This window comes from Streptomyces sp. NRRL F-5126 (genome assembly GCF_000721265.1).
Taxonomy (GTDB): domain Bacteria; phylum Actinomycetota; class Actinomycetes; order Streptomycetales; family Streptomycetaceae; genus Streptomyces.
In genome coordinates this window covers 446,746-472,406 of record NZ_JOFZ01000002.1, presented here as the reverse complement: position 1 = coordinate 472,406, position 25,661 = coordinate 446,746, and the positions used below count along the sequence as shown (strand labels likewise).

Genomic DNA, 25,661 nt, shown 5'->3' with positions numbered 1-25,661 from the left:
CGCACCGCTGCCGGTGCGCCGCCCCCTCCGTGACGTGTGGCGTCAGCCCTCGACGCCGAGCTTCTCCAGGATCAGCTCGCGGGCGCGCGCCGCGTCCGCCTGGCCGCGCGTCGCCTTCATGACCGCGCCGACCAGCGCGCCCACGGCGGCGACCTTGCCGCCCTTGATCTTCTCCACGACGCCCGCGTTGCCCGCGATGGCCTCGTCCACGGCGGCACCGAGGGCGCCGTCGTCCGAGACGACCTTCAGGCCGCGCTTGTCCACCACGGTGTCCGGGTCGCCCTCGCCGGCCAGCACGCCGTCGATGACCTGCCGGGCCAGCTTGTCGTTGAGGTCGCCCGCCGCGACGAGTTCGGCGACCCGTGCGACCTGCGCCGGGGTGATCGGCAGCTCGTCGAGCGCGCGGCCCGTCTCGTTCGCGTTGCGCGCCAGCTCGCCCATCCACCACTTGCGCGCCTGGTCGGCCGGGGCTCCGGCGTCGATGGTGGCGACGATCGGGTCGATGGCGCCCGCGTTGAGGATGGACTGCATGTCGTGCTCGGAGACGCCCCACTCCTCGCGGAGCCGGTTGCGCCGCAGGCGCGGCAGTTCGGGCAGCGAGCCTCGGATCTCCTCGACCCACTCGCGCGCCGGCGCCACCGGCACCAGGTCGGGCTCGGGGAAGTAGCGGTAGTCCTCCGCCTCCTCCTTGATACGGCCCGAGGTCGTGGAGCCGTCCTCCTCGTGGAAGTGGCGGGTCTCCTGGAGGATGGTGCCGCCCGAGGAGAGCACCGCGGCGTGCCGCTGGATCTCGAAGCGCGCGGCGCGCTCGACGCTGCGCAGCGAGTTGACGTTCTTCGTCTCGGAGCGCGTGCCGAACTTCTCCCGGCCCTTCGGGCGCAGGGACAGGTTGACGTCGCAGCGCATCTGGCCCATCTCCATGCGGGCGTCGGAGACGCCGAGCGCCTTGATGAGCTCGCGCAGCTCGGCCACGTAGGCGCGCGCGACCTCGGGGGCGCGCTCGCCGGCGCCCTCGATGGGCTTGGTGACGATCTCGATCAGCGGGATGCCGGCCCGGTTGTAGTCGAGCAGGGAGTGCGAGGCGCCGTGGATGCGGCCCGTCGCGCCGCCGATGTGTGTCGACTTGCCGGTGTCCTCCTCCATGTGCGCGCGCTCGATCTCCACGCGGAAGACCTCGCCGTCCGCCAACTGCACGTCCAGGTGGCCGTTGTACGCGATCGGCTCGTCGTACTGGGAGGTCTGGAAGTTCTTCGGCATGTCCGGGTAGAAGTAGTTCTTCCGGGCGAAGCGGCACCACTCGGCGATCTCGCAGTTCAGCGCGAGGCCGATCCTGACCGCCGACTCCACACCCACCGCGTTGACCACGGGGAGCGCCCCGGGCATGCCGAGGCAGGTGGGGCAGGTCTGCGAGTTGGCCGGGGCGCCGAGCTCGGTCGAGCAGCCGCAGAACATCTTGGTCTTGGTGCCGAGTTCGACGTGGACCTCAAGGCCCATGACGGGATCGTAGGTCGCGAGGGCGTCCTCGTACGACACCAGGTCGATGACGGTCACAGGTACTTCTTCCTCTTCAGTACTACTTCGGTGTCGGTCCCACCGGGTCGGGCCGCCGGCCGGGAACGGTGCGTTCCCGGCCGGCGGCCGGTGCGGCCGGACCGGGGATCAGCCGAACAGGACGTCGTCGTCGCCCAGGCGCTTCAACTCGCGGTACAGGATCGCGAGGCCGGTGACGATGGTCACGGCCGTCACGGCAGCATCCACCAGGCGCAGCGTGTCGTTCTCCGCACGGGCACGCTTGACCTGCTTGGCCACGCTGACCGCGCCGAACGCGGTGGTCGCCATCGACAGGTACGTGCCCTGCTTGGACTTCTTGAAGCCCTTGGCCTTGCTGATCGCCTTGCTCATAGCGACGGTGCCTCCTCGATCAAGTGATGACCCCACTTTTCCACGAAGGCCGCCTCGACAGCGGCACCGACCTGGTACAGCCGCTCGTCCTTCATCGCGGGCGCGATGATCTGCAGCCCGACCGGGAGTCCGTCCTCGGGGGCGAGGCCGCACGGGAGCGACATCGCGGCGTTGCCCGCCAGGTTGGCGGGGATCGTGCACAGGTCCGCCAGGTACATCGCCATCGGGTCGTCGGCGCGCTCGCCGATCGGGAAGGCGGTGGTCGGGGTGGTCGGCGAGACCAGCACGTCGACCCGTTCGAAGGCGCTCTCGAAGTCCCGCTTGATCAGCGTGCGCACCTTCTGCGCCGAGCCGTAGTACGCGTCGTAGTAGCCGGAGGACAGCGCGTACGTGCCGAGCATGATGCGCCGCTTCACCTCGTCGCCGAAGCCGGCCTCGCGGCTGAGCGCGGTGACGTCCTCGGCCGAGTGGCTGCCGTCGTCGCCGACGCGCAGGCCGTAGCGCATGGCGTCGAAGCGCGCGAGGTTCGAGGAGCACTCGGACGGCGCGATCAGGTAGTACGCGGACAGGGCGAGGTCGAAGGACGGGCAGTCCACCTCGACGACCTCGGCGCCCAGCTCCTTCAGCACGGCGACGGCCTCGTCGAACCGCTGGACGACACCGGCCTGGTAGCCCTCGCCGCGGAACTGCTTGACGACGCCGACGCGCATCCCGGCCACCGAGCCGGTGCGCGCCGCCTCGACCACCGGCGGCACGGGGGCGTCGACGGACGTCGAGTCGAGCGGGTCGTGCCCGGCCATGGCCTCGTGCAGCAGGGCCGCGTCGAGGACCGTGCGGGCGCAGGGGCCGCCCTGGTCGAGGGACGAGGAGAACGCCACCATGCCGTAGCGGGAGACGCCTCCGTACGTCGGCTTGACGCCGACCGTGCCGGTGACGGCGGCCGGCTGGCGGATGGAGCCGCCGGTGTCCGTGCCGATGGCGAGCGTCGCCTGGAAGGAGGCGATCGCCGCGGACGAGCCGCCGCCCGAGCCGCCGGGGATGCGGGTGAGGTCCCACGGGTTGCCCGTCGGCCCGTACGCGCTGTTCTCGGTGGAGGAGCCCATCGCGAACTCGTCCATGTTGGTCTTGCCGAGGATCACGATGCCTGCGGCCTTGAGGCGCTTGGTCACCGTGGCGTCGTACGGCGGGATCCAGCCTTCGAGGATCTTGGAGCCGACGGTCGTCGGCACGCCCTCGGTGGTGAAGATGTCCTTCAGCGCGAGGGGCACGCCCGCGAGCGGGCCGAGTTCCTCGCCGGCGGCGCGCTTGGCGTCCACGGCGCGCGCCTGGGCCAGCGCGCCCTCGCGGTCGACGTGCAGGAAGGCGTGCACCTTCTCGTCGACTGCCTCGATGCGGGCGAGGTGCGCCTCGGTGACCTCGACGGCCGTCAGGGCGCCCGAGCGAATCCTCTCGGCGGTCTCGGCGGCGGTGAGCCTGGTGATGGCGGTCGTGTCGGTCATGACTCCTCCCCGAGGATCTGAGGCACCTTGAAACGCTGCTGCTCCTGGGCGGGGGCGCCGGACAGGGCCTGCTCGGGCGTGAGCGAGGGGCGGACCTCGTCCGCCCGCATGACATTGGTCAGCGGCAGCGGGTGCGACGTCGGCGGTACGTCCTGGTCGGCGACCTCCGAGACGCGGGCGACCGCGCCGATGATGTCGTCGAGCTGTCCGGCGAAGTGATCGAGCTCTTCGTCCTTCAGCTCCAGGCGCGCCAGCCGGGCGAGGTGGGCGACCTCCTCGCGCGTGATGCCAGGCATGCAACGATCCTCAGGGTGAGTGGTGGGCTTGCGTACAGGTGGAGACCGCCCAATCCTATGGCGCGCGCACACGTGCCCGCGAAGGCGTTCTTCCGACGCGTGCGCGGGGCGCCGGTTCCGGGCCGCGAATGGCCCGGAACCGGACCATGTGCGGGCCGTGCGCCCGCCCTGCCACGGGTCCCCCGAACGTGGTGACGGCACGCGCCGGTGCGGGGCGCCGCGGGCGCGCCGCGCGCAGTGGCGCGGCAGGCAGCGCGCGGTGCGAGCGGCACTCGCCCGGTGCGGGTGGCCCCGGCGCGGGTGACCCAGCCGGCGCGAGGGGTGCACCTGGTGCGGGCGGGATGCGGCGGTGCGAGGCGGAAGGGACGGCACGGACGGCCGGGGCAGAAGTGACGGTCCAGACGGCACGGCCCGCCGCGAGGCAGCGCGAACGGCACCGGCGTCTGCGGACGGCGCCCGGTAAGCGCCGTGCGCGGCAACGCGAGTGACCCAGACCGGCGCGAGGGGTGCACCTGGTGCGGGGGCGGCAGGCGGCGGTGCGAGGCGGAAGGGGCAGCGCGGACGGCCGGGGCAGACGTGATGCTCGGACGGCGCGGTCCGGCGCGAGGCCTGTGCGGGCGGCGCACGGCGCGTCGGCGAGGCGCTGCCCGCGGCGGCGGGGACGGCGCGGTCCCGCGCGCGGCGGCGCCGACCGAGCGGTCAGGTCGTGGGCGTCACTTCACCGCGTGGCCCGGCTCATCCTGCCGTGCCGGTGCTTCGATGGCCGCCGGACGGTGCCAGCCGCGCTCACCACGTGCCCGCAGCCACGCCGTCGTCTCCTCGGGCGGCATCGCCGCGGCGACCAGCCAGCCCTGGACGGCGTCGCACCCGAGGTCGCGCAGGCGCTCCCATGTCTCGTCGTCCTCGACGCCCTCCGCGATGACCACGAGCCCGAGCGAGTGGGCCAGGTCGACGGTGCAGCGGACGATCTCGCCGTCTTCCGTGTCGACGGCGGACTTGGCGACGAACGAGCGGTCGATCTTGAGCTCGCTGACCGGCAGCCTGCGCAGGTGGACCAGGGACGAGTAGCCCGTGCCGAAATCGTCGAGGGACATCTTCACGCCGTGCGCGGTGAGTCCCGCGAGGGTGTCGGCGGCACGCTGCGGGTCCTCGAGCAGCACGTGCTCCGTGATCTCGAGCTGGAGCGCCTCCGGCGGCACGCCGTGGCGCGCGAGGCGCGCGGCGACGGCGCCCGCGAACCCGGGGGTGTGGACGTCGCGCGGCGAGACGTTGACCGCGACCGGCACCATCAGGCCGTGCGCCCGCCACCGCGCGACCTGCGCGAGCGCCGTCTCCAGTACGTACTCCGTCAGATGCGGCATGAGGCCGGACGATTCGGCGATGGCGATGAACTCGTCGGGCGGGACGCGCCCGCGGTCCGGGTGCACCCAGCGCACCAGCGCCTCCAGGCCCGCCACGTGCCCGTCGAAGCGGACCTTGGGCTGGTAGTGCAGTTCGACCTCGCCGGCGTCGAGCGCGCGTCTGAGGTCGCCGAGCAGGCCGAGTCTGTCCGGCGTGTTCGAGTCGCGCTTCGACTCGTAGACCTCGACGCCCGTACGGTCGCGCTTCGCCTGGTACATCGCCACGTCGGCCCGGCGCAGCAGCCCCTCGGCGTCCAGGGCGTGCTCGGGGAAGACGGCGACACCCGCGCTGGCCTCCAGTACGAGCGTGAGACCGTCGAGGTCGAGCGGTGAGGAGAGCTCGGCAACCAGGTGGCGGGCGACCCGCTGGGCGCTGGTCGTGGAGTCGCACGTCGGCAGCAGCACCGCGAACTCGTCGCCGCCGAGCCGCGCCGCCTCGGCCCCGCGCGGCAGCGCCACCCGGAGCCGGTCGGCTATCTGGAGCAGCAGGCGGTCCCCGGCGAGGTGGCCGAGCGTGTCGTTGACGGAGCGGAACCGGTCGAGGTCGATGAGGACGAGCGCCGAGCGCGCGTCCACGGAGCCCGCGTGCTCGAGCGCCGTCCATGTGCGCTCCAGGAGCCACTGGCGGTTCGGCAGCCCGGTCAGCGGGTCCCTCAGCTGCTCCTCGGCGCGTGCCCTGGCGATCCACAGCGTCGAGTCGAGGGCTATCAGCGGGATGGCGAACAGCGGCAGCAGCACCGGCCGGGATGCCGCGACCACGCAGATCAGCGGGGCGATGCCGAGCAGAGCGGCCGCGACGAGGCCCTGGCGCACGAGGGACGCGCGGTCGAGCGCGGGCCTGGCGCTGCCCTGCGGCGCGAACACGGAGGACAGCAGCAGCCGGGACACCGCCAGGTAGACCGCGGCGGCGAGCACGATGCCGGGCACGCTGGCGACGTCCCAGTCCAGCGGCTGCCAGGGCCGGGCGACGCTCGGCACGTCGCCGAACGCGGCGAGGACGAGGGCCGCGGCGCCGATGCCGAGCACGTCGCACGCGCCGTGCAGGGCGCTGCCCCGCCAGCTGTGCCTGCGTGCGACGCCGACGACGACCACGACCGCCAGGCTGACGAGCCCCGCGGGCACCCAGCCGTACAGGAGCAGGACGGCGAGGGTGAGGGCGGCGCCCGAGCCCGTGCCGCCGAACCAGCGGTCCCTGCCCAGCGCGACGAGGTGCCCGACGATGGCGCCTGTGAGGACGGCGAGCGCCCAGCCCGCCGTGGAGCCCGGGAACAGCGCGTGGCCCTCGCCCGCCCCGACGACGAGGCCGGTCAGCAGCACGGCCGCGGCCAGCGCGACAACGATGCCGGGGAACCTGGCCACCACGTCGACGAAGCCCGCGAGCCCGGCGCGGGCGCGCGCGGGTGGGACAAGGGCGGCGCTCTCCGTCGGTTTCATTCCCGTCCCTCTCACAGCCGGCTGAGCCGATGCCACGCGATGGCACGTTGTCATGCCATCACGACTCGTCCGACTCCACGCAGCCGTGCACGACAGGCGCACCCCCCAACAGTAGGCCGCCGAACGCCCGGGTGGGCAGCGCTCGGAGGCTGTTGCCCGAATGCGACCTCGCAGTCCCTATCGGGCCGTTATGCGCCGAACGGGTGAGCTTTGCCCCGCCCTTGCGCGTCGCGCTCCGCCTGCCTCAGCCCCCGGCGCCGTCCTCGCCGTCGCCGCTGTCCGACGGCTCGTCAGGCACGACGGCGGCCTCCCGCGCCGCGTCAGGGCCCTGTTCGAGCAGGACCGTCAGCCCCGCCTCGTCCAGGACGGGCACCTTGAGCTGGACGGCCTTGTCGTGCTTGGACCCGGGATTCTCCCCGACGATCACGAACGCCGTCTTCTTGGAGACCGAGCCCGTGACCTTCGCGCCGCGCGCCTGGAGGGCCTCCTTGGCCGCGTCACGCGTCCAGCGCTCCAGCGTGCCCGTGACGACGACCGTGAGCCCTTCGAGGGGCCGCGGACCCTCGTCCTCGCCCGTGGACTCCTCCTCCATGCGCACGCCCGCCGCGCGCCATTTGCGCAGGATCTCGCGGTGCCAGTCCTCCTCGAACCACGCCTTGAGCGAAGCGGCGATCGTCGGGCCCACACCCTCGACGGCGGCCAGCTCCTCCTCCGTCGCGCCCTCGATGCGCTCGACCGAGCGGAACTCCCTGGCGAGCGCCTCGGCCGCGACCGGGCCGACATGGCGGATCGACAGCCCGGCCAGGATGCGCGCCAGCGGCCGCGCCTTGGCCTCGGAGATGTGTTCGAGCATCGCCACCGCGTTCTTCCGCGGGCTGCCCTCCTGGTTGGCGAAGACGGTGACGACCTTCTCCTCGCCCGACTCCGGGTCACGCTTGGGCAGCCCGCTGTCCTGGTCGAGGACGTACGCCTTGATGGGCAGCAGCTGTTCCATCGTCAGGTCGAAGAGGTCGCCCTCGTCCCGCAGGGGCGGCTCCGCCGGCTCCAGCGGCCTGGTGAGCGCGGCTGCGGCCACATAGCCGAAGTTCTCGATGTCCAGGCACTTGCGGCCGGCCAGGTAGAACAGGCGCTCGCGCAACTGGGCGGGGCACGCGCGGGCGTTGGGGCAGCGGAGGTCGACGTCCGCTTCCTTCATGGGCTTCAGGGGCGTGCCGCACTCGGGGCACTCCTTCGGCATGACGAACGGGCGCGCGTCGTCCGGGCGCAGGTCGGCGACCGGGCCGAGGATCTCGGGGATGACGTCTCCCGCCTTGCGCAGCACGACCGTGTCCCCGATGAGGACGCCCTTCGCCTTCACCACGTCCTGGTTGTGCAGCGTGGCGAACTCGACCTCGGAACCGGCGACCGTGACCGGCTCGACCACCGCGTACGGCGTGACGCGGCCCGTGCGCCCCACACCCACGCGGATGTCCACCAGCTTGGTGTTGACCTCCTCGGGCGCGTACTTCCACGCGATGGCCCACCTGGGCGCCCGCGACGTCGACCCGAGCCGCCCCTGGAGGGGGATCTCGTCGAGCTTGACGACGACGCCGTCGATCTCGTGCGCCACCGAGTGCCGGTGCTCGCCGTAGTACGCGATGAACTCCCGTACGCCGTCGAGCGAGTCGACCACGCGGTTGTGCTCCCCCGTGGGCAGCCCCCACTCGCCCAGCAGCCCGTAGGCCTCGGAGAGGCGGCCGATCTCCAGGCCCTCCCGCGCGCCGATACCGTGCACCACCATGTGCAGCGGGAGCGTCGCCGTGACCTTCGGGTCCTTCTGGCGCAGCGAGCCCGACGCCGAGTTGCGCGGATTGGCGTACGGCTTCTCCCCCGCCTCCACGCGCCGCGCGTTGAGCTCCTGGAAGGCCTCCATCGGGAAGTAGACCTCGCCCCTGATCTCCACCAGGGCGGGCACCCTCTCGCCGGCGAGGCGGTGCGGGATCTCCTCGATCGTGCGGATGTTGGGCGTGATGTCCTCGCCCGTGCGGCCCGTGCCGCGCGTGGCGGCGCGCGTCAGCACGCCGTGCTCGTACGTCAGGTTGACGGCGAGGCCGTCGACCTTCAGCTCGCACAGGAAGTGGTAGCCGGTGGTGGCGACCTCCTTGGCGACGCGGTCGGCCCAGGCCGCCAGCTCCTCGTCGTCGAACGCGTTGTCCAGGGAGAGCATGCGCTCCCTGTGCGTGACCTCCGCGAGGTCGGTCTCGTACTGGACGGAGACCTTCTGCGTGGGCGAGTCGGGCGTGCGCAGCTCGGCGTGCTCGTCCTCCAGCGCCTCAAGGGCGCGCAGCATCTCGTCGAACTCCCGGTCGGTGATGACCGGCTGATCCTTCACGTAGTAGCGGAAGCGGTGCTCCTCGATCTCCTCGGAGAGCCGCTTGTGCCGCTCGCGCGCCGCCGCGGGCACCGAGTCGGGCCGTCCGGTCCCCGCGGGCCGTGCGTGGTGTTCGCCTGCCACCGTCTTGTCCTCCCGTGCCGTCACTCAGGGTTGTCCGCGAGAGATCTCGCCGCCCGGACGACATGCGCGAGCGCGTTACGGGCATAGGCGGGCGAAGCGCCCGCGAGCCCGCACGTGGGGGTGCACACCACGGACTCCGCCAGAAGTCCCGGATCCAGCCCCAGCCTGCGCCACATCGACCTGACACCCATGACGCTACCGGCAGGGTCCGACAACGGGGTGTCCGTGCCGGGCACGATTCCCGCGAGAAGCTTCGTGCCGCCCTCGACGGCCTCTCCGATCGCCTCGTCGTGACGCTCGGTGAGCAGCGAGAAGTCGAACGAGACGGCCGCCGCACCAGCGGCGCGCAGCAGCGCGAACGGCACGTCCGGGGCGCACGAGTGGACGACCGTGCCCGCGGCGCCCGACGCGCCGAGCACCTGCCGCAGCGCGTCCGCGACGGCCTGCCGGTCCACGGCGGGGTACGTGCGGTAGCCGCTGGCCGTCCTGACCTGCCCGCGCAGGACGGCGGTCAGCGACGGCTCGTCCAACTGCAGCACGACGGCCGCGCCCGGGACACGCCGGCGCACCTCGGCGACGTGCGCCGCGAGCCCCTCGGCCAGGGACTCGGCCAGGTACCTGCGGGCACCCGCGTCGCCGAGCGCCGCCTCGCCGCCGCGCAGTTCGAGCCCGGCCGCCAGCGTCCACGGCCCCACTGCCTGAACCTTCAGCGGCCCCTCGTACCCCTGCGTGAACTCCTCCAGCCCGTCCAGGTCCTCCCCGAGCAGCGACCTGGCGCGCCGCGTGTCGCGGCCCGGCCGGTCGCTGACGCGCCAGCCGCTGGGCTCGACGTGCGCGTACACCTCGACCAGCAGGCCCGCGGTGCGGCCGATCATGTCCGCTCCTGGGCCGCGTGCGGGCAGCTCCGCGAGGAAGGGGAAGCCTTCCGTGGTGGCGGTGATGCCCCTCGCCGTGTCGCGCGCGTCGCCTCCCGGCATCGACCCGACGCCGGTGGCCGGGCCCCAGCGCGCCGCGGCGGGCTCGGCGCTCGGCGCGGCGCTCACCGGCCCGGCCGCACGGTCATGTCGTCGATGCGCGCGTCGCGCGGCAGGTCGAGCGCGGACAGGATCGCCGTGGCGACGGACTCGGGGTCGATCAGCAGAGCGGCGTCGTACGCCTTGCCCTCCTGCCGGTGCACCTTCTCCTGCATGGGGCTCGCCGTGCGCCCGGGGTAGACCGTCGTCACGCGCACGCCGTTCGCGCTCTCCTCCGCACGCAGGGCGTCCGCCAGCGCCTTGAGGCCGTGCTTGGACGCGGCGTACGCGCCCCACTCGGCGTTCGCGGACAGCCCGGCGCCCGAGTTGACGAAGATCGCCTGCCCCTTGGCGGCGCGCAGCTGCGGCAGCAGCAGCCGGGTCAGCTCGGCGGGCGCAAGCAGGTTCACGTCGAGCTGTGCGCGCCACGTCTTGACGGACAGCTCGGCGACGGGCCCGAGGTCGACGACGCCCGCGATGTGCAGGACGGAGTCGAGGCGGTCGGGCAGCGTCTGGTGGGACAGCGCCCAGGAGAGCCGGTCGGGGGCCGCGAGATCGCCCACGAGGGTGCGGGCGCCGGGCAGACCCGCCGCGATCTCCTTGGCGCGGCCGGCGTCACGGGCGAGGAGCAGCAGGTCGTCGCCGCGCTCGTGCAGGCGGCGCGCAACGGCGGCGCCGATGCCGGAGCCGGCGCCGGTGATCAGGTGTGTTGCCATGCGGTCATCGTCGCATCACGCGCCTGACCGCGGCACACGAGCACCACGAGCACCACTCAGCGCACGCCCATGGACTCCTCGAGGAACGCGAGGGCGGCGACGCCGTCCTCCGCGAAGAACACCAGGTCGCTGAGGGGGACGGGGAGGAAGCCCTCCTCCTCCATGCGCAGGAACTGCTGCTTGAGCCCGTCGTAGAACCCGGCGGTGTTCAGCAGTACCACCGGCTTCACGTGCTTGCCGTGCTTCTTCAGCTCCAGGATCTCGGTCGCCTCGTCGAGCGTGCCGGTGCCGCCGACCATCACCACGACGGCGTCGGACTTCGCGAGCAGCAGCGCCTTGCGCTCGGCGAGGTCGCTCGCCACGACCATCTCGTGCGCCTCGGCGCGCGCGGCGGCCGAGAGGAAGTCGACGGAGACGCCGACGAGCCGGCCGCCGGTCTCTGCGACGCCGTCCGCGACCACCTTCATCAGCCCGACGTCGGAGCCGCCCCACACGAGGGTGTGGCCGCCCCGGCCGATCAGCTCGGCGAATTCGCGGGCGGGGCGCGTGTAGCGCTCGTCGAGCTCGGCGGCGGAGAGGAAGACGCAGATGTTCATGGGGCCACGTTAATCAGCGGCCGATCCGGTGCGGCGGGCGGGGAAGAGGAACGGCCCGCGCGACGCTGTACAGGGAAGGAAGGCACGACTTTCACGCGCGCGCATCGCGAAGGGACGCCACGACCATGGCCGCTGGACACACGATCACCGTCGAACCGAGCACGCAGCACGTACGGGTGGAGCGCGACGGGCAGGTGCTCGCCGACAGCCACAACCCGCTTGCCCTGCACGAGACGGGCTGTCCCGTGCGCTACTACCTGGCGCCCGAGGACGTCAGGGTGGAGTTGCTGACGCCGTCGGACACGACGACGCACTGCCCGTTCAAGGGCGACGCCTCCTACTGGTCGCTGCCGGACGCGGCGGACCTGGTCTGGGCGTACGAGGAGCCGAAGGAGGCGGTGGAGGCGATCAAGGGCCACTTCTGCTTCTACGACACGGAGATCGTCGCCGGCTGACGGGCCGCCGCCCGCACCGTCTGGGACAGGAGGACCGCGATCGTCATCGGGCCCACGCCGCCGGGCACCGGCGTGATCAGGCTCGCGCGCCGCCGGGCCGTCTCGAAGTCGACGTCCCCGACGTTGCCCGCGTTGTAGCCGGCGTCGATGACGACGGCGCCCGGCTTGATCGCGTCCCCGCCGATGAAGCGCGGCCTGCCGACCGCCGCGACCAGGACGTCCGCCTCCCGCACCCGCGCCGCGAGGTCCCGCGTGCGGGAGTGGCAGTAGGTGACGGTGGCGTCCCGGCCGAGCAGGAGCATGCCGGCCGGCTTGCCGAGGATGGCGCTGCGGCCCACGACGACGGCGTGCCTGCCCGCGAGGTCGACGTCGTATGCGTCGAGCAGGCGGATGATGCCGCCCGGTGTGCAGGAGACGAAGCCGGGCAGGCCGAAGGCCATCGCGGCGAAGGCGTGCGTGGTGACGCCGTCGACGTCCTTGCCGGGCGCGATGGCCTCGAAGGCGGCGCGCTCGTCGATGTGGCGGCCCATCGGGTGCTGGAGCAGGATGCCGTGGACCGACGGGTCCTCGGACAGGCCGGTGACGGTGTCGACCAGCTCCGCGGTGGTGACGGAGGCGGGCAGCGCAACGTGGCGCGACTCGATGCCCGCGCGGGCGCAGCGCTCGCGCTTCATGCGGACGTACGTGACGGACGCCGGGTCGTCGCCGACGAGGACGGTGGCGAGACAGGGCGCCGCGCCGGTGCGTGACGTGATGTCCGCGGCGGTGGCGGCGGCCTCGTCGACGATGCGGCGGGCGAGTGCCCTGCCGTCCATGAGGCGGGCGGTGCGGGAGGTGGGGTCGGTGTCTGACTGCGTCATGCGGGCTCCTCCTGGGTCCACGAACGCGGAAGTCGCCCAGGCGCACGGCAGTGGCAGCGGGTGCCGGGCCGCTCCCCGGTGGTGGCCCACCTCAGCGCCAGTCACGGCCCGGCACCGATGGTACGCGTCCGGCGGGGCACGGAGCGCCTATTCGGCCCCCTGCGCCCACTCCATGGTGAGCTCCCGCTGGAACGTCTCGTAGCCCGCCCGCGCGAACGCGGCCGCCATCGGGGCGTTCGCCACGTCCGTAGAGGCCCTGACACGGCGTGCGCCCGAGGCGGCCAGCACGCGGGTGCCCTCGGCGAGCACGTCGTCCGCGTAACCACGCCCGCGGTGGGCCGGGAGGACGCCGAGGTAGGCGATGATCGGCCCGTAGGCGTTGCGCGCCGGGACGACGAAGCCCACGGGCTCCCCGGTGGGGAGCGTCGCCACGCGCCACCACTGCCGCGGGCTGCGGTAGCGCGCCAGTTCCCCGTCGTACTGCTCGCGCGCGCACCGCTCCGCGGACATCGCGGCGAGGTCCCGCCTGCTGTGCGCGTCCAAGGTGCCGTCCAGGACGGACGTCATCAGCTCCACCAGCTCTGCCCGGCAGGCGACTTCGCGGAAGCGCAGGCGCGCCGACGCGGCGGGCACCTCGGCGGCCGGGACCCACTCCAGGCGCAGCCGCTCCACCAGCGGCCGCGCGCCGGTCCTTGCCAGGGCCTCGGTCCGTACGGCGACGGCGCGCGCCTCCTCGCGGTCCTCGTGCCAGCCGGGCGTGAGGTACCTGCCGTAGTCCGGGCGCGGCCGGCCGTCGGGGAACAGCTGCGCCATCGCCGCCTCCAGGAGCGCGGCGCCGATGCCAGGACCGGTGCCGGCGCCGTTGTCAGCACCGGTGTCCGCGTCGATGTCGAAGACGTCGAGCAGCATCGGGCCGTCCCCACGCTGCCGCGCCCACCACCCGGCGCGCGCCACGACGCGGCCGTCGTGCAGCGCCATCCACAGCCATGACGTGTGCCGGCGTCCCGCGTCGAGGTCGCCCGCGAGCTCCTCGTCGAGCACGTAGGGCAGGGACGTGAAGAGCGGCAGTTCACTCTCGTCGGCCAGCGGCCTGAGCATGACCCCGGCCGGGATCAACGAGGCGGAGGGGACGGACGGGACGGGTGGTGCGGTGTGTTCGGTCATGTCTCCTCAGCGCTGACGTCGGAACAGCCTGTTTATCCGCCGTTGTCCACTTTCTCAACCGGTTTGCGTACGAACCCTTCCCCACCTAAAGGCCTAATGGTAATACTGTCGGCACATCCCACCCGATCCCCGTGAGGACCCGACGATGCTGTTCCACACCTTCAACGACGCTCTGCGCGTCACCACCTGTGCCGTGGCCGGAGCGGTCGCGGTGACCGTGCTCACCGGTTGCCACCCCAAAGGCAGCAGTTCGTCCGCTTCGGGCGGTGGAGGCAGCTCCTTCTACTCGGGCAAGACGCTCACGATCGAGGTCCCCTACGGGCCGGGCGGCGGCTACGACCAGTGGGCGCGCGTCATAGCGCCGTACATGCAGAAGTACACCGGGGCCGGCAGCGTGAAGATCGTCAACACCCCGGGCGGCGGCGGTCTTGTGGGCACCCAGGCGATCTACCACGCGCCCGCGGACGGGCTGACCATCGGCGACACGAACGCCGGCGGCGACGTCTTCGACCAGATCGACCACGCCTCCGGGTTCAACCTGGACATGAGGAAGGTCAACTGGATCGGCCGTCCCGACGACGATCCCCACATCATCGCCACCCATACCTCGGGGCCCTACAAGACCTTCGACAAGCTCGTGGGCAGCAAGAGCAAGGTCTCGGCCCTGGCGACGGGCAAGGGCAGCTCCGACTACAACGCCGCGGTCATCATCTACAACGCCTTCAAGGTGCCGTTCAAGATGGTTGCCGCGTTCTCGGGCAGCAGCGCCGAGAAGGCGGCCTTCACGAGCGGCGAAGGCACATCCGCCTCCCTCTCCTCCTCGGACATCGCCTCGATCCCGAACTCCGCCACCAGCGTGGTGGTGGTCTCGGCCACACCGTTCAGCAAGCTGCCGAAGGTGCCCACCGTGATCCAGGAGGCCAAGAAGCACGGAGTCTCGGGAAACACCCTGCAGGCCCTGAACGCCCTCACCGATGTCATGGACCTCGGTCACTCGTTCTTCGCGCCTCCCGGCGTCCCCTCCGCCCGGCTCAAGGCGCTGCGCACAGCGTTCAAGAAGTCGATGGACGACACCGCCTTCCAGAAGGCCGCCAAGAAGGCCGGCCTCTACCAGGGCTACGAGTCGAGCAGCGACCTGTCGGCAGCTGTCAGCAAGGCGCTCAGCAAGGGCTCGCTCTTCGACGGCCTGCTGAAGACGAGCTGATTCCGGCTCAGGACCGAACTGGGAAGCGGAAGGATACGACGTGATTCACGGCCTGCTGTCAGGGCTGTCCGGCCTGCTGGACCCCTACACCCTGCTCCTGCTCCTCCTGGGAACGCTGGTGGGCACCCTGGTCGGCGCCATCCCGGGACTCGGCGGCGCCGTCCTGCTGACGCTGCTGCTGCCGTTCATCTACGGCATGCCGATCGTGCCCGCGCTGGCCCTGCTGCTCGCCGCGCACACCGGCATCTACTTCAGCGGCTCGGTCACCGCCATCCTGTTCAACACGCCGGGTGCCCCGGAATCGGCGGCGACGACGTTCGACGGGTACGCGATGACGCGAAGAGGCCAGCCCGCGCGGGCGCTCGGCATCTCCGCCACCGCGACGACCATCGGCGGCTGGGTGGGCGTACTGCTGCTCGCCGTGCTCATCCCGTTCATGAGCAAGCTGGCCACGCTCTTCCACGCGTCCGAATACCTCGCGCTGGCCATACTCGCCATCGTGCTGATCGGCCAGATGCGGGCCGCGTCCGTCACCAAGGGCCTGCTGTCCGGGGCCATCGGCCTCATGGTGTCGTTCACGGGATTCGACCCGATCACCGGCGTACAGCGGTTCACGGGCGGCCTGCAGTCCCTGTACGACGGGGTCAACATCACCGCCGCGGCCCTCGGGCTCTTCGCGCTCTCCGAGATGATCCGCATCTACGGCACGGGCCGCCGCTCACTGTCGGAATCCGGCGGCGGAGCCATCCGCAAGGGCGGCAACCCGGGGAACCGGGTGGTTCTCGGTATACGGGACGTACTCGAACACCCGTGGCTGACGATCCGCTCGGCGATCCTGGGGACGGCCCTCGGGATCGTCCCCGGCATCGGCGGCATCGCCGCCAACTTCATCTCCTACGGGCAGGCGATGAAGACGTCCAAGCACCCGGAGCGGTTCGGCCAGGGCACCCCCGAGGGCATCATCGCCCCCGAGTCCTCGTCGATCTCGAAGGAGGCGGGGGCGCTGCTGCCCACCGTCGCGCTGGGCGTGCCCGGCGGTGTCGGGATGGCCGTCCTGCTCAGCGGTTTCACCATCCTGGGGATCGTCCCGGGGCCCACGATGCTCAAGGACCACGTCGACGCCGTGTGGGCGATGGCGCTCGTGATCGGCATCGGATCCCTGCTCGCCAGCCTTACCGGCCTGGGCCTTGCCCCGTTCCTTGCGCGCCTGGCCAGGGTGCCGGGACGGATGCTGGTGCCGTTCGTCGTCTCGCTCGGGTTCCTCGGCGTTTTCGCGGCGTCGGACGAGGCGGCGCAGGTGACCGTCATGGTGGCCTTCGGCGTGGCGGGCTACCTCATGACCCGCTTCGGCTACAGCCTGCCCGCGGCGATGATCGGCTTCATCCTGGGCAAGGTCGTCGAGAACAACCTGTACCTCGTCTCCCAGTTGCAGGGCTGGGGCTCCCTGCACCGCCCGATCACCGACATCCTCCTGGCCATCACCCTGTTGAGCCTGTTCGGTCCGCTGCTGCGCCGTGGCCTGCGCAAGGTGTCACCGCGCCGGCCCGGCCGGGCCGCGCCGGCCGGCTCCGCACCCCCTGCGGTGGACGTGGACGACGACGAAGCGGGGGCCGAGCCGGTATCCCGCACTTCAGGAGCAGGAGACAAGCGATGAGCGACACGGCCACGAACGGCACGGCTGCGGACAGCGCGGGCACGCGCGGTGCGCGCCGCCTTCACCTCGGCGAACTCCTCATCGATCTCGCGATCGTGGCGGGCTCGCTCGTGTATCTGCACGCGGCGAGCAAGTATCCGCCGCAGGGAAGGCAGGTGCCCGACGTCGTCGGGTACATCGCCCTGGGCCTGGGTGCGCTGCACCTGCTCGGTCATGTGGTTCCCGCGCTGTGGGGAGTGACCCACGGCAACCCCGGGCGGCGGCAGGAGCCGCATGCCGTTGCCCACGCGGCGCCGGGAGCGGACGAGGCGCGGCCCGCCGCGGATGACGGTGAGGCGACCCCCGCTCCCCCGCCGATGGCGCAGGGCGACTCACGCCAGATACTGATCGCCATCGCGTGGATCGCGGGACTGCTGGCAGGCACGTACGTGCTCGGCTACGCGGTGGCCATCCCGCTGTTCTTCTTCGTCTACTTCGCGGCGATGCGGACGTGGCGCGTCGCGATCATCAGCGCGGTCGTCATGGGGATGCTCACGGAGGGCGTGTTCGCCCTCGCGCTGTCGGTGCCGCTGCCGACCGGGCTGCTTTGGTGATGTCGATGGACGACTGACGGAGCCGAACCGCCGGCGACCCGGTCAGCCGGCGGTGGCGGCCAGGTCCCGGCGGCGCGTCGTGGCGATCGTCGCCGAACCCACCACGCGGGTGCCGTCGTAGAGCACGATCGCCTGGCCGGGGGCGACGCCGCGCACCGGCTCGGGGAACTCGACCCGCAGCGTCCCGTCGGCCAGTTCCGCCGTCGCCTGCGTCTCGCCGCCGTGCGCCCGCAGCTGCGCCGTGTACGTGCCGGGGCCCGCGGGCGCCGCGCCGCACCAGCGGGGCCTGACGGCGGTGAGCGCGGTGACGTCGAGCGCGGCGGCGGGCCCCACGGTGACGGTGTTGTCGACCGGGGAGATGTCGAGGACGTAGCGGGGCTTGCCGTCCGCCGCCGGGTGGCCGATGCGCAGCCCCTTGCGCTGGCCGATCGTGAACCCGTAGGCGCCGTCGTGCGTGCCGACCCTCGCGCCCGACTCGTCGACGATGTCGCCCTCGGCTCGGCCGAGGCGCTGCGCCAGGAAGCCCTGGGTGTCGCCGTCGGCGATGAAGCAGATGTCGTGGCTGTCGGGCTTCCTCGCCACGGCGAGTCCGCGCCGCTCCGCCTCGGCCCTGATCTCGTCCTTGGTGGTGAGCGTGTCGCCGAGCGGGAACATCGCGTGCGCGAGCTGGCGCTCGTCCAGCACGCCGAGCACATACGACTGGTCCTTGGCCGGGTCGCTGGCGCGGTGCAGCTCGCGTGCGCCGTCCTCGCGCGTGATGACCGTGGCGTAATGGCCCGTGCACACCGCGTCGAAGCCGAGCGCGAGCGCCTTGTCGAGCAGCGCGGCGAACTTGATCTTCTCGTTGCAGCGCAGGCACGGATTGGGCGTGCGGCCTGCCTCGTACTCCGCGACGAAGTCCTCCACGACGTCCTCGCGGAACCGCTCGGCGAGGTCCCACACGTAGAAGGGGATGCCGATGACGTCGGCCGCGCGGCGGGCGTCGCGGGAGTCCTCCAGCGTGCAGCAGCCGCGCGCCCCGGTGCGGAACGACTGCGGGTTGGCGGAGAGGGCGAGGTGCACACCGGTGACGTCGTGCCCGGCCTCGGCGGCGCGTGCGGCGGCGACGGCGGAGTCCACGCCGCCCGACATGGCGGCGAGTACGCGGAGGGGGCGGCGCTGCGAGTTGTCAGTCATAGCGCTCCCCAGGGTACGTGCCGCCGGGAACAGCGGTCGCGCGGATATGCGTTGACCGGTACATGGGACACGAGCTCCCGCCCGCCTGGGGCGGCAGGGGCGCCACACCGGGCCGCCGCGCGATGCTGATCGGCGGCGGTGCGGCGCTGCTCGGCGGCGCCTTCGCGCTGGCCGAGGGGCTGTCCGGCCGGGGTACTCCGGGGGCCGGCCCGGGCGCGCCCGGCCACCCCGACTACGCGCACGCACGCTGGGTCGCGGCGTCCACGGGGAACTACCGGCCGGCGGACCGCCCGCACGACTTCCGGATAGAGATGGTGGTCGTCCACGTCACCCAGGCCGACTACGCCACGACCCTGCGGCTCTTCGAGGACCCGGGCCACGAGGCGGCGTCACACTACGTGGTCGGACAGGACGGTGGGGTGACGCAGTTGGTCCGCGAGCCGGACGTGGCGTTCCACGCGGGCAACCGCTGGTACAACAACCACAGCGTCGGCATCGAGCACGAGGGGTTCGTCACGCGGCCGCGCGACTTCACGGACGCCATGTACGCGGCGTCCGCGCGGCTGACCGCCGACGTCTGCCGCCGCTACGGCATCCCGGTGGACCGCAGGCACGTGATCGGCCATGCAGAGGTGCCGGGCACGGACCACACGGACCCCGGCAGGTTCTGGGACTGGCCCCGGTACATGCGGCTGGTCGCACGGGCACGGGAAAGGGACGCGTAGGGCGCGGCATGTGCGCAGGGCGCGGAGGCCGCATCCGGCGGACGGCGCACGGGCGGCGCCGCGCCGGTCAGCTCAGGCCCGCGCCCCGCGCGCGCTCCACCGCCGGGCCGATGGCCCGCGCCACGGCGGCCACGTCCTCACGCGTCGAGGTGTGACCGAGGGAGAAGCGCAGCGTGCCGCGCGCCAGGTCGGCGTCGCGGCCCGTGGCGAGTACGACGTGGCTCGGCTGGGCGACACCGGCCGTGCAGGCGGAGCCGGTGGAGCACTCGATGCCCTGGGCGTCGAGGAGCAGGAGCAGCGAGTCGCCCTCGCAGCCGGGGAACGCGAAGTGCGCGTTGGCGGGCAGCCTGCGCTCGGGGTCGCCGCCGAGCACCGCGTCGGGGACCGCCTTGAGCACGGCCTCGACGAGCTCGTCGCGCAGGGCGCCGATCTCCCTGGCGAAGGCCTCGCGCCGTTCGGCGGCGAGACGGGCGGCGACGGCGAAGGACGCGATGGCGGGCACGTCGAGCGTGCCGGAGCGCACCTGGCGCTCCTGGCCGCCGCCGTGCAGGACGGGCACGGGGGCGTGTTCCCTGCCGAGCAGCAGCGCTCCGATGCCGTACGGGCCGCCGATCTTGTGCCCCGAGACGGTCATGGCGGCACAGCCGGACGCGCCGAAGTCCAGCTCGGTCTGGCCGAAGGCCTGGACGGCGTCGGTGTGCAGCGGGATGCCGTGGGCGCGGGCGACCTCGGCGAGCTCCGGCACGGGCAGCAGCGTGCCGATCTCGTTGTTGGCCCACATCACGGTGGCCAGCGCCACATCGGCGGGGTCGCGCTCGACGGCCTCGCGCAGCGCCTCGGGCTCGACCCTGCCGTAGCGGTCGACGGGCAGGTACTCGACGGTGGCGCCCTCGTGCTCCCCGAGCCAGTCGACGGTGTCGAGGACGGCGTGGTGCTCCACCGGGCTGGCCAGGATGCGCGTCCTGTTCGGGTCGGCGGCCCTGCGCGACCAGTACAGGCCCTTGACGGCGAGGTTGTCGGCCTCGGTGCCGCCGGAGGTGAAGACGACCTCGCTCGGCCGGGCGCCGAGCGCGGCGGCCACGCTCTCCCTGGCCTCCTCGACCGTGCGCCTGGCCCTGCGGCCCGCCGCATGGAGCGATGAGGCGTTGCCCGCGAGGCCGAACTCGGCGGTCATCGCCTCGATCGCCTCCGGCAGCATGGGAGTGGTCGCGGCGTGGTCGAGGTATGCCATGGTGCGCCTGATTCTACGAGCCGGAAAACGCTGCCTGCGCATCGGTACCCAGGCAACCGGCGGCACACTCCGGTTTTCGCCGGCCCGTTCGCGGCGGCCGGGAAGCGGCGCTCAGGCGAGGTCCTTCGCGCGCGGCGCGCGGGCGAGCTGGCGCGACTGGGCCACCAGGCGGTCCGCGCTGTCCCAGACCTCGGCGTCCTCCTCCAGGAAGCCGCCCGCGAGGTTGCGGGTGGCGATGGCGACCCTGAGTGGTCCTGGCGCCGGCCTCGCCCGCACGTGCACGGTCAGTTCGACGGTCGGCGTCCAGCCGCTGACGCCCAGGTCGAAGACGGCCGGCGGCAGCGCGTCCACCGCGAGCAGCAGCGAAAGCGGGTCGGGGTCCCGGCCGTCCGACAGGCCGAACCAGCCGCGCAGCTCGCCCGTGCCCGTGGGCTTGCCGACGGCCCAGCCGCTGGTGGCCGGGTCCATCCTGACGTCGAGCCGGCCCAGCAGCGTGGAGTCTCCGAAGACGTCCGTCGGTCCGTCCGAACTGCCGAAGCACTCCTCGAGCGGCGGCATGGCCGGCGGCTTGGCGTTGGTGCGCACCTCGTCGGTGAGGGCGCCGAGGTCGCCGTACGTGGCGAGGACCCTGACCCGCTCGACCTCGCTGCCGTCCACGGCGAACTGGGTCAGGGCCGCCTGCCCGGTGGAGACGGTCCTTCCGGTGCGGACGGTCTCGGTGCGGATCACGGCGGGGCCCGGCGCGGACGGGGTGAGGAAGTGGGCGGAGACGGTGAACGGGTCCGGGTGCGGCAGGGCCCGGCCGAGCGCGCGCCCGACGGTGGCGAGCACGTAGCCGCCGTTGAGCGCCTTGAGGATGGACCAGCCAGGTGACAGGTCCGCCTCGTATACCCCGGGTGCGCGTGAGGTGACGGCCGTGTCGCGGTCGAACTCGCTCTCAGCGGTGGGTGCCTGTGCCATGGCCTCAGACTACCGCCACCTACTGACCAGTCGCTTAGCCCGCTGCCCGCCGGATCGCCGCCGGGCCTGTGACGCTCGCTACACCTCCTCCGTCGCCTCCGACCTGCGGTGCCACGCGCGCGGCGCGCGCCAGTGGTAGCGCATCGCGAACAGCCGCAGGAGGAAGGCGAACAGGGCGGCGAGCGTGCCCGTCAGCGCGGAGAAGGCGCCGAATCGCACGCACAGCGCGGTCGTCGCGGCGCCCGCGATGGCCGGGACGGCGTACAGGTCGCGGTCCCAGCGCAGCAGCGAGGGGACCTCGTTGGCGAGCACGTCGCGCAGCACGCCGCCGCCGACGGCCGTCGCGGTGCCGAGCGCGGCGGACGCGGTGAGCCCGAGCCCGTACTCGTACGCCTTGGTGGTGCCGGTGACACAGAACAGGCCGAGCCCGGCCGCGTCGAACACGTACACCCCCGCCTGGATCCGCTCGACCTGCGGGTGGAGGAAGAAGACCAGCGCCGTGGCGATGAACGGCGTCACGAACGAGGCGAGGTCGGTGAAGGCGGCGGGCGGCACCGCGCCGATCACGAGGTCGCGGAAGAGGCCGCCGCCCAGCGCGGTGACCTCGGCGAGCACGGCCATGCCGAAGACGTCGAAGTTCTTGCGGACGGCGAGCAGGGCGCCGGAGATCGCGAAGACGAAGATCCCGACGAGGTCGAGCACGTGCTGTACGGAAGGCCTGAACAGTTCGACTACCACGCCGCAATTCTGCCGGTGGCCTCTCGCCGTGTCCGGCGAACGGCCTCTGGCCGGCGGCGCCTGGAACGCTTCCCGGTCCCCGGTCCCCGGTCACCTGCCCCCGGTCTCCGGGCAGCCGCGCGCATCGGGGCGGGCGGGCGAGGACGCGCCGGCCGGGGGCAGGCCCGGTCGCCGCCGGTACCCGCCCGCGGCCGGGCTCACTTCGCCGGCTTCGGCTCCTGAGTGCCCTCGCCGCCGTCCTTCTTCTGCGCCGGGACGGCCGGGGCAGACTTCCCGGGGGTCACCAGAACCTTCTCGGTGTCCTGCGGCTGCTGGTCCGGCGCGTTCTCCGGGTGGTGGCACGCCGTGCGGTGGCCGGGCGCGATCTCCAGCAGCGGCGGCTCCTTCGTCGCGCACACGTCGGTCGCCTTCCAGCACCGGGTGTGGAAGCGGCAGCCGCTGGGCGGCGAGATCGGCGACGGCACGTCGCCCTTGAGCAGGATGCGCTCGCTCTTGGCGCCGCGCCGCTTCGGGTCCGGCACGGGCACCGCGGAGAGCAGCGCCTTGGTGTACGGGTGCATCGGCGACGAGTAGAGCGCGTCGCGGTCGGCGAGCTCGACGATCTTGCCGAGGTACATCACGGCGATGCGGTCGGAGACGTGCCGGATGACCGACAGGTCGTGCGCGATGATCACGTAGGTGAGGCCGAGCTCGTCCTGGAGGTCGTCCAGCAGGTTGACCACCTGCGCCTGGATGGACACGTCGAGCGCGGAGACCGGTTCGTCCGCGACGACCAGCTTCGGCTTGAGCGCGAGCGCGCGGGCGATGCCGATGCGCTGGCGCTGGCCGCCGGAGAACTCGTGCGGGTACCGGTTGTAGTGCTCGGGGTTGAGGCCCACCAGCTCCAGCAGGCGCTGGACCTCCTTCTTCACGCCCCCGTCGGGCGTGACGCCCTGGAGCCTGAAGGGGGTGGCCACGATGCCGCCGACCGTGTGGCGCGGGTTCAGCGAGCCGAACGGGTCCTGGAAGATCATCTGGACGTCGCGCCGCATCGGGCGCATCTTGCCCGCTGACAGGTGCGTGATGTCCCGTCCCTCGAACTCGACCTTGCCGCCGGTCGGTTCGAGCAGCCGGGTGACCAGCCTGCCCATGGTGGACTTGCCGCAGCCGGACTCACCGACCACGCCAAGGGTCTCCCCGGGGCGCACGTCGAAGGAGAGGCCGTCGACCGCCTGGACCGCGCCGACCTTTCGCTTCAGCAGCCCCTTGGTGATCGGGAAGTGCTTGGCCAGGTCGGTGACCCTGAGCAGCGGCTCGGGTTGCGTGCCCGCCGCACCGGCGGCCGGCCCGGCGTTCGTTGCCTGCTTCGTCGGTTCACTCACAGCTTCGGCGCAATCTCTTCGGTCCAGATCTTCTCGCGCTGTTCGCGCGTCATGTGGCACGCGGAGAAGTGGCCACCGGTGGTCTCCACCAGCTCGGGCCGCTCGGTACGGGTGACGTTGTCGGGGGGCACGTCGGCGTACGGGCAGCGCGGGTGGAAGGCGCAGCCGGAGGGGACGTTGATCAGGCTGGGCGGCGCCCCCTTGACCGGCACGAGCCGGTCGGTCTGTTCCCGGTCGATGCGCGGCATCGAGCCGAGCAGGCCCCACGTGTAGGGGTGCTGGGGGTGTTCGAAGACCTGCTCCGAGGTGCCGCGCTCGATGCACCGGCCCGCGTACATCACGAGCAGCCGGTCCGCGATCTCGGCGACGACGCCGAGGTCGTGGGTGATCATGATGACCGCGGAGCCGAACTCCTTCTGCAGGTCGCGGATGAGGTCGAGGATCTGCGCCTGGACGGTGACGTCGAGGGCGGTCGTCGGCTCGTCGGCGATCAGGAGCTGCGGGTTGTTGATCAGGGCCATGGCGATCATGGCGCGCTGGCGCATACCGCCGGAGAACTGGTGCGGGTAGTCGTTGAAGCGGCGGGCGGGCTCGGGTATGCCGACGCGGTCGAGCATCTCGACGGCCCGCTTGCGCGCGGTCTTCTTGTCCGCCTTGTTGTGGACGCGATAGGCCTCCACGATCTGGGCGCCGACCGTGTAGTAGGGGTGCAGCGCGGACAGCGGGTCCTGGAAGATCATGGCCATCTTCTGGCCGCGCAGTTCCCGTACGCGCTGCTTGTCGGCGGCGATCAGCTCCTCGCCGTCGAGCCAGATCTCGCCGGAGATCCTGGCGCGGTCGGAGCTGTGCAGGCCCATGATGCCCAGCGACGTCACCGACTTGCCCGAGCCCGACTCGCCGACGATGCCGAGGGTCTGGCCGGCCTTGAGGTCGAAGCTGACGCCGTCGACGGACTTGACGAGGCCGTCGTCGGTGTCGAAGTGGATCCTGAGGTCGCGCACGGAGAGGAACTCCCGCGCGCCCTCCGTCTTTCCGCCCGCGTCCGGCGCCGCGTCCTTCGTCGCCGCGGGTGCGTCCTTGGCCGCCGCGTCCTTCGCTGCGGCGTCCTTCGCTGCGGCGTCCTTGTGCGTGTCGCTCATGAGAGCCTCACCCGGGGGTCGATCGCGGCGTACACGAGGTCCACCAGCAGATTGCAGACAACGATGAAGAAGGCGGTCAGCAGGGTCACACCCATGACGATCGGCAGGTCGTTGTCGGTGACGCCCTGGATCGCGTACGCGCCGAGGCCCTGGAAGGAGAACACCGACTCGGTGATGACCGCGCCGCCGAGCAGCAGCGCGAAGTCCATGCCGAAGATGGTGATCAGCGGGGTGAGCGCGGAGCGCAGGCCGTGCTTGACGACGACCTTCCGCTCCACGAGCCCCTTGGCCCGCGCCGTCCTGATGTAGTCCTCGCCCATGGTCTCCAGCATTCCGGCGCGTGTGAGCCGGGCGTAGAGAGCCGAATAGAGGAAGGCGAGCGACACCCACGGCAGGATCAGGTTCCAGGCCCATTGGGCCGGGTTGGCGGCGAACGACACGTAGTGCACGTTCCACACGTGCAGCCAGTTGAAGCTGAACAGGGCGAGCAGCACCATGCCGGTGAAGAACATCGGGAGCGAGACGCCCATGAGCGATACGCCCATGGCGAGGCGGTCCCAGATCGAGCCGCGCTTGAGCGCGGAGAGGATGCCGGTGGCGATGCCGGTGATCAGCCAGATCACGGCCGCGCCGATGGCGAGGGAGAACGTGATCGGGGCGCGCTGCTGGATCTGCGGCCACACGGCGGTGTGGGTCTTGAACGAGTAGCCGAAGCAGGGCGCCGAGCAGTGGGCCGGGTCGGGGCCGAAGGAGTAGTTGGCGCCGGCGACGAGGCCCTTGATGAAGTGCCAGTACTGCTCGTAGATCGGCTGGTCGAGGCCGAGGTTCTTGATGACGGCCTTGATCACGTCGGGGTCGGGCGCCTTCCCGACATACTGGGCGGCCATCGACTGGATGGACTGCCCGGCAGCGCGGGGAAGGAGATAGAAGATCGCGAAGGTGACTGCGCTGACCACCAGCAGCAGCAATACCGCGGCGAATACGCGTCGGATGATGTACGCAGCCACAGCCGTACGGCACCGGGCCGGCGGGGCCGGGTCAGGTCCCGGCC

The 25,661-nt window shown here is 72.1% G+C and carries 23 protein-coding genes and 1 riboswitch; of the genes, 5 read left to right on the top strand and 18 right to left on the bottom strand.

Going from position 1 to position 25,661, the window contains the following annotated elements; translation table 11 throughout:
* Positions 1-42 precede the first annotated feature (42 nt).
* From gatB to IH48_RS0106305, 9 genes are all read right to left on the bottom strand, one after another.
* Positions 43-1,551 carry an Asp-tRNA(Asn)/Glu-tRNA(Gln) amidotransferase subunit GatB gene (gene gatB / locus IH48_RS0106345; protein WP_030900252.1) on the bottom strand — a complete coding sequence of 503 codons (1,509 nt, stop codon included), beginning with the start codon at positions 1,549-1,551 and terminating at the stop codon, positions 43-45.
* 108 nt (positions 1,552-1,659) lie between these two features.
* Positions 1,660-1,902: a hypothetical protein gene (locus IH48_RS0106340; RefSeq protein ID WP_030900249.1), complete on the bottom strand. Its 243-nt coding sequence runs from the start codon at positions 1,900-1,902 to the stop codon at positions 1,660-1,662.
* On the bottom strand, positions 1,899-3,401 hold the full coding sequence (gatA, locus tag IH48_RS0106335) for an Asp-tRNA(Asn)/Glu-tRNA(Gln) amidotransferase subunit GatA (RefSeq protein ID WP_030900245.1): 1,503 nt from the start codon (positions 3,399-3,401) through the stop codon (positions 1,899-1,901). Before gatA ends, IH48_RS0106340 begins: the two co-directional genes overlap by 4 nt.
* Positions 3,398-3,697, bottom strand: a complete 300-nt coding sequence (gene gatC / locus IH48_RS0106330) for an Asp-tRNA(Asn)/Glu-tRNA(Gln) amidotransferase subunit GatC (protein ID WP_030900242.1) — start codon at positions 3,695-3,697, stop codon at positions 3,398-3,400. Before gatC ends, gatA begins: the two co-directional genes overlap by 4 nt.
* Positions 3,698-4,410: 713 nt before the next feature.
* Positions 4,411-6,531 (bottom strand): putative bifunctional diguanylate cyclase/phosphodiesterase, encoded by a 2,121-nt coding sequence (locus tag IH48_RS0106325; RefSeq protein WP_030900240.1) that lies wholly within the window; start codon positions 6,529-6,531, stop codon positions 4,411-4,413.
* Positions 6,532-6,775: 244 nt separating this feature from the next.
* Positions 6,776-9,025 (bottom strand): NAD-dependent DNA ligase LigA, encoded by a 2,250-nt coding sequence (gene ligA, locus IH48_RS0106320; protein WP_051839288.1) that lies wholly within the window; start codon positions 9,023-9,025, stop codon positions 6,776-6,778.
* 20 nt (positions 9,026-9,045) lie between these two features.
* On the bottom strand, positions 9,046-10,068 hold the full coding sequence (locus tag IH48_RS0106315) for a methionine synthase (protein WP_030900233.1): 1,023 nt from the start codon (positions 10,066-10,068) through the stop codon (positions 9,046-9,048).
* Entirely contained in the window at positions 10,065-10,754 is a 690-nt protein-coding gene (locus tag IH48_RS0106310; RefSeq protein WP_030900230.1) for an SDR family oxidoreductase, read from the bottom strand. The genes IH48_RS0106315 and IH48_RS0106310 overlap by 4 nt, the downstream gene beginning before the upstream one ends.
* A gap of 56 nt (positions 10,755-10,810) precedes the next feature.
* Positions 10,811-11,350 (bottom strand): TIGR00730 family Rossman fold protein, encoded by a 540-nt coding sequence (locus IH48_RS0106305; RefSeq protein ID WP_030900228.1) that lies wholly within the window; start codon positions 11,348-11,350, stop codon positions 10,811-10,813.
* A 125-nt stretch (positions 11,351-11,475) separates the two neighbouring features.
* Here IH48_RS0106305 and IH48_RS0106300 point away from each other — a divergent pair, with 125 nt between their 5' ends.
* Positions 11,476-11,805 (top strand): DUF427 domain-containing protein, encoded by a 330-nt coding sequence (locus IH48_RS0106300; protein ID WP_030900226.1) that lies wholly within the window; start codon positions 11,476-11,478, stop codon positions 11,803-11,805.
* On the opposite strand, the gene IH48_RS0106295 is transcribed toward IH48_RS0106300, so the two are convergent.
* Together IH48_RS0106295 and IH48_RS0106290 are read right to left on the bottom strand one after the other, a co-directional pair.
* On the bottom strand, positions 11,778-12,665 hold the full coding sequence (locus tag IH48_RS0106295; RefSeq protein ID WP_030900223.1) for a bifunctional 5,10-methylenetetrahydrofolate dehydrogenase/5,10-methenyltetrahydrofolate cyclohydrolase: 888 nt from the start codon (positions 12,663-12,665) through the stop codon (positions 11,778-11,780). The genes IH48_RS0106300 and IH48_RS0106295 overlap by 28 nt on opposite strands.
* Positions 12,666-12,692: 27 nt before the next feature.
* Positions 12,693-12,780, bottom strand: a riboswitch (ZMP/ZTP riboswitch).
* Positions 12,781-12,812: 32 nt separating this feature from the next.
* Positions 12,813-13,829 carry a GNAT family N-acetyltransferase gene (locus IH48_RS0106290; RefSeq protein ID WP_051839258.1) on the bottom strand — a complete coding sequence of 339 codons (1,017 nt, stop codon included), beginning with the start codon at positions 13,827-13,829 and terminating at the stop codon, positions 12,813-12,815.
* A gap of 145 nt (positions 13,830-13,974) precedes the next feature.
* Here IH48_RS0106290 and IH48_RS0106285 point away from each other — a divergent pair, with 145 nt between their 5' ends.
* Genes IH48_RS0106285 through IH48_RS0106275 form a run of 3 tightly spaced genes read left to right on the top strand, consistent with a single transcriptional unit; the run spans position 13,975 to position 17,280 of the window.
* On the top strand, positions 13,975-15,033 hold the full coding sequence (locus IH48_RS0106285) for a Bug family tripartite tricarboxylate transporter substrate binding protein (protein WP_030900218.1): 1,059 nt from the start codon (positions 13,975-13,977) through the stop codon (positions 15,031-15,033).
* A 40-nt stretch (positions 15,034-15,073) separates the two neighbouring features.
* Positions 15,074-16,687 carry a tripartite tricarboxylate transporter permease gene (locus IH48_RS0106280; RefSeq protein ID WP_030900215.1) on the top strand — a complete coding sequence of 538 codons (1,614 nt, stop codon included), beginning with the start codon at positions 15,074-15,076 and terminating at the stop codon, positions 16,685-16,687.
* On the top strand, positions 16,684-17,280 hold the full coding sequence (locus tag IH48_RS0106275; RefSeq protein ID WP_030900211.1) for a tripartite tricarboxylate transporter TctB family protein: 597 nt from the start codon (positions 16,684-16,686) through the stop codon (positions 17,278-17,280). The genes IH48_RS0106280 and IH48_RS0106275 overlap by 4 nt, the downstream gene beginning before the upstream one ends.
* Positions 17,281-17,322: 42 nt before the next feature.
* Here the strand turns inward: IH48_RS0106275 and mnmA are convergent, their stop codons facing one another.
* Positions 17,323-18,456 carry a tRNA 2-thiouridine(34) synthase MnmA gene (mnmA, locus tag IH48_RS0106270; RefSeq protein WP_030900207.1) on the bottom strand — a complete coding sequence of 378 codons (1,134 nt, stop codon included), beginning with the start codon at positions 18,454-18,456 and terminating at the stop codon, positions 17,323-17,325.
* 62 nt (positions 18,457-18,518) lie between these two features.
* On the opposite strand from mnmA, the gene IH48_RS0106265 reads away from it, so the two are divergent.
* The gene (locus IH48_RS0106265) at positions 18,519-19,181 is read left to right on the top strand and encodes an N-acetylmuramoyl-L-alanine amidase (protein ID WP_030900204.1); all 663 of its coding nucleotides are present in this window, start codon (positions 18,519-18,521) and stop codon (positions 19,179-19,181) included.
* Between the two features lie 67 nt (positions 19,182-19,248).
* Here the strand turns inward: IH48_RS0106265 and IH48_RS0106260 are convergent, their stop codons facing one another.
* From IH48_RS0106260 to IH48_RS0106235, 6 genes are all read right to left on the bottom strand, one after another.
* Positions 19,249-20,412: a cysteine desulfurase family protein gene (locus tag IH48_RS0106260; protein ID WP_030900201.1), complete on the bottom strand. Its 1,164-nt coding sequence runs from the start codon at positions 20,410-20,412 to the stop codon at positions 19,249-19,251.
* A 111-nt stretch (positions 20,413-20,523) separates the two neighbouring features.
* Positions 20,524-21,372: a thioesterase family protein gene (locus IH48_RS0106255; protein WP_030900198.1), complete on the bottom strand. Its 849-nt coding sequence runs from the start codon at positions 21,370-21,372 to the stop codon at positions 20,524-20,526.
* A gap of 78 nt (positions 21,373-21,450) precedes the next feature.
* A complete protein-coding gene (locus tag IH48_RS0106250) occupies positions 21,451-22,110 on the bottom strand; it encodes a trimeric intracellular cation channel family protein (protein WP_030900195.1) in 660 nt (219 codons plus the stop codon).
* A gap of 197 nt (positions 22,111-22,307) precedes the next feature.
* Entirely contained in the window at positions 22,308-23,471 is a 1,164-nt protein-coding gene (locus IH48_RS0106245; RefSeq protein ID WP_030900193.1) for an ABC transporter ATP-binding protein, read from the bottom strand.
* Entirely contained in the window at positions 23,468-24,610 is a 1,143-nt protein-coding gene (locus IH48_RS0106240; RefSeq protein WP_030900189.1) for an ABC transporter ATP-binding protein, read from the bottom strand. The genes IH48_RS0106245 and IH48_RS0106240 overlap by 4 nt, the downstream gene beginning before the upstream one ends.
* Entirely contained in the window at positions 24,607-25,617 is a 1,011-nt protein-coding gene (locus IH48_RS0106235; protein WP_030900185.1) for an ABC transporter permease, read from the bottom strand. The genes IH48_RS0106240 and IH48_RS0106235 overlap by 4 nt, the downstream gene beginning before the upstream one ends.
* Positions 25,618-25,661: the final 44 nt, after the last annotated feature.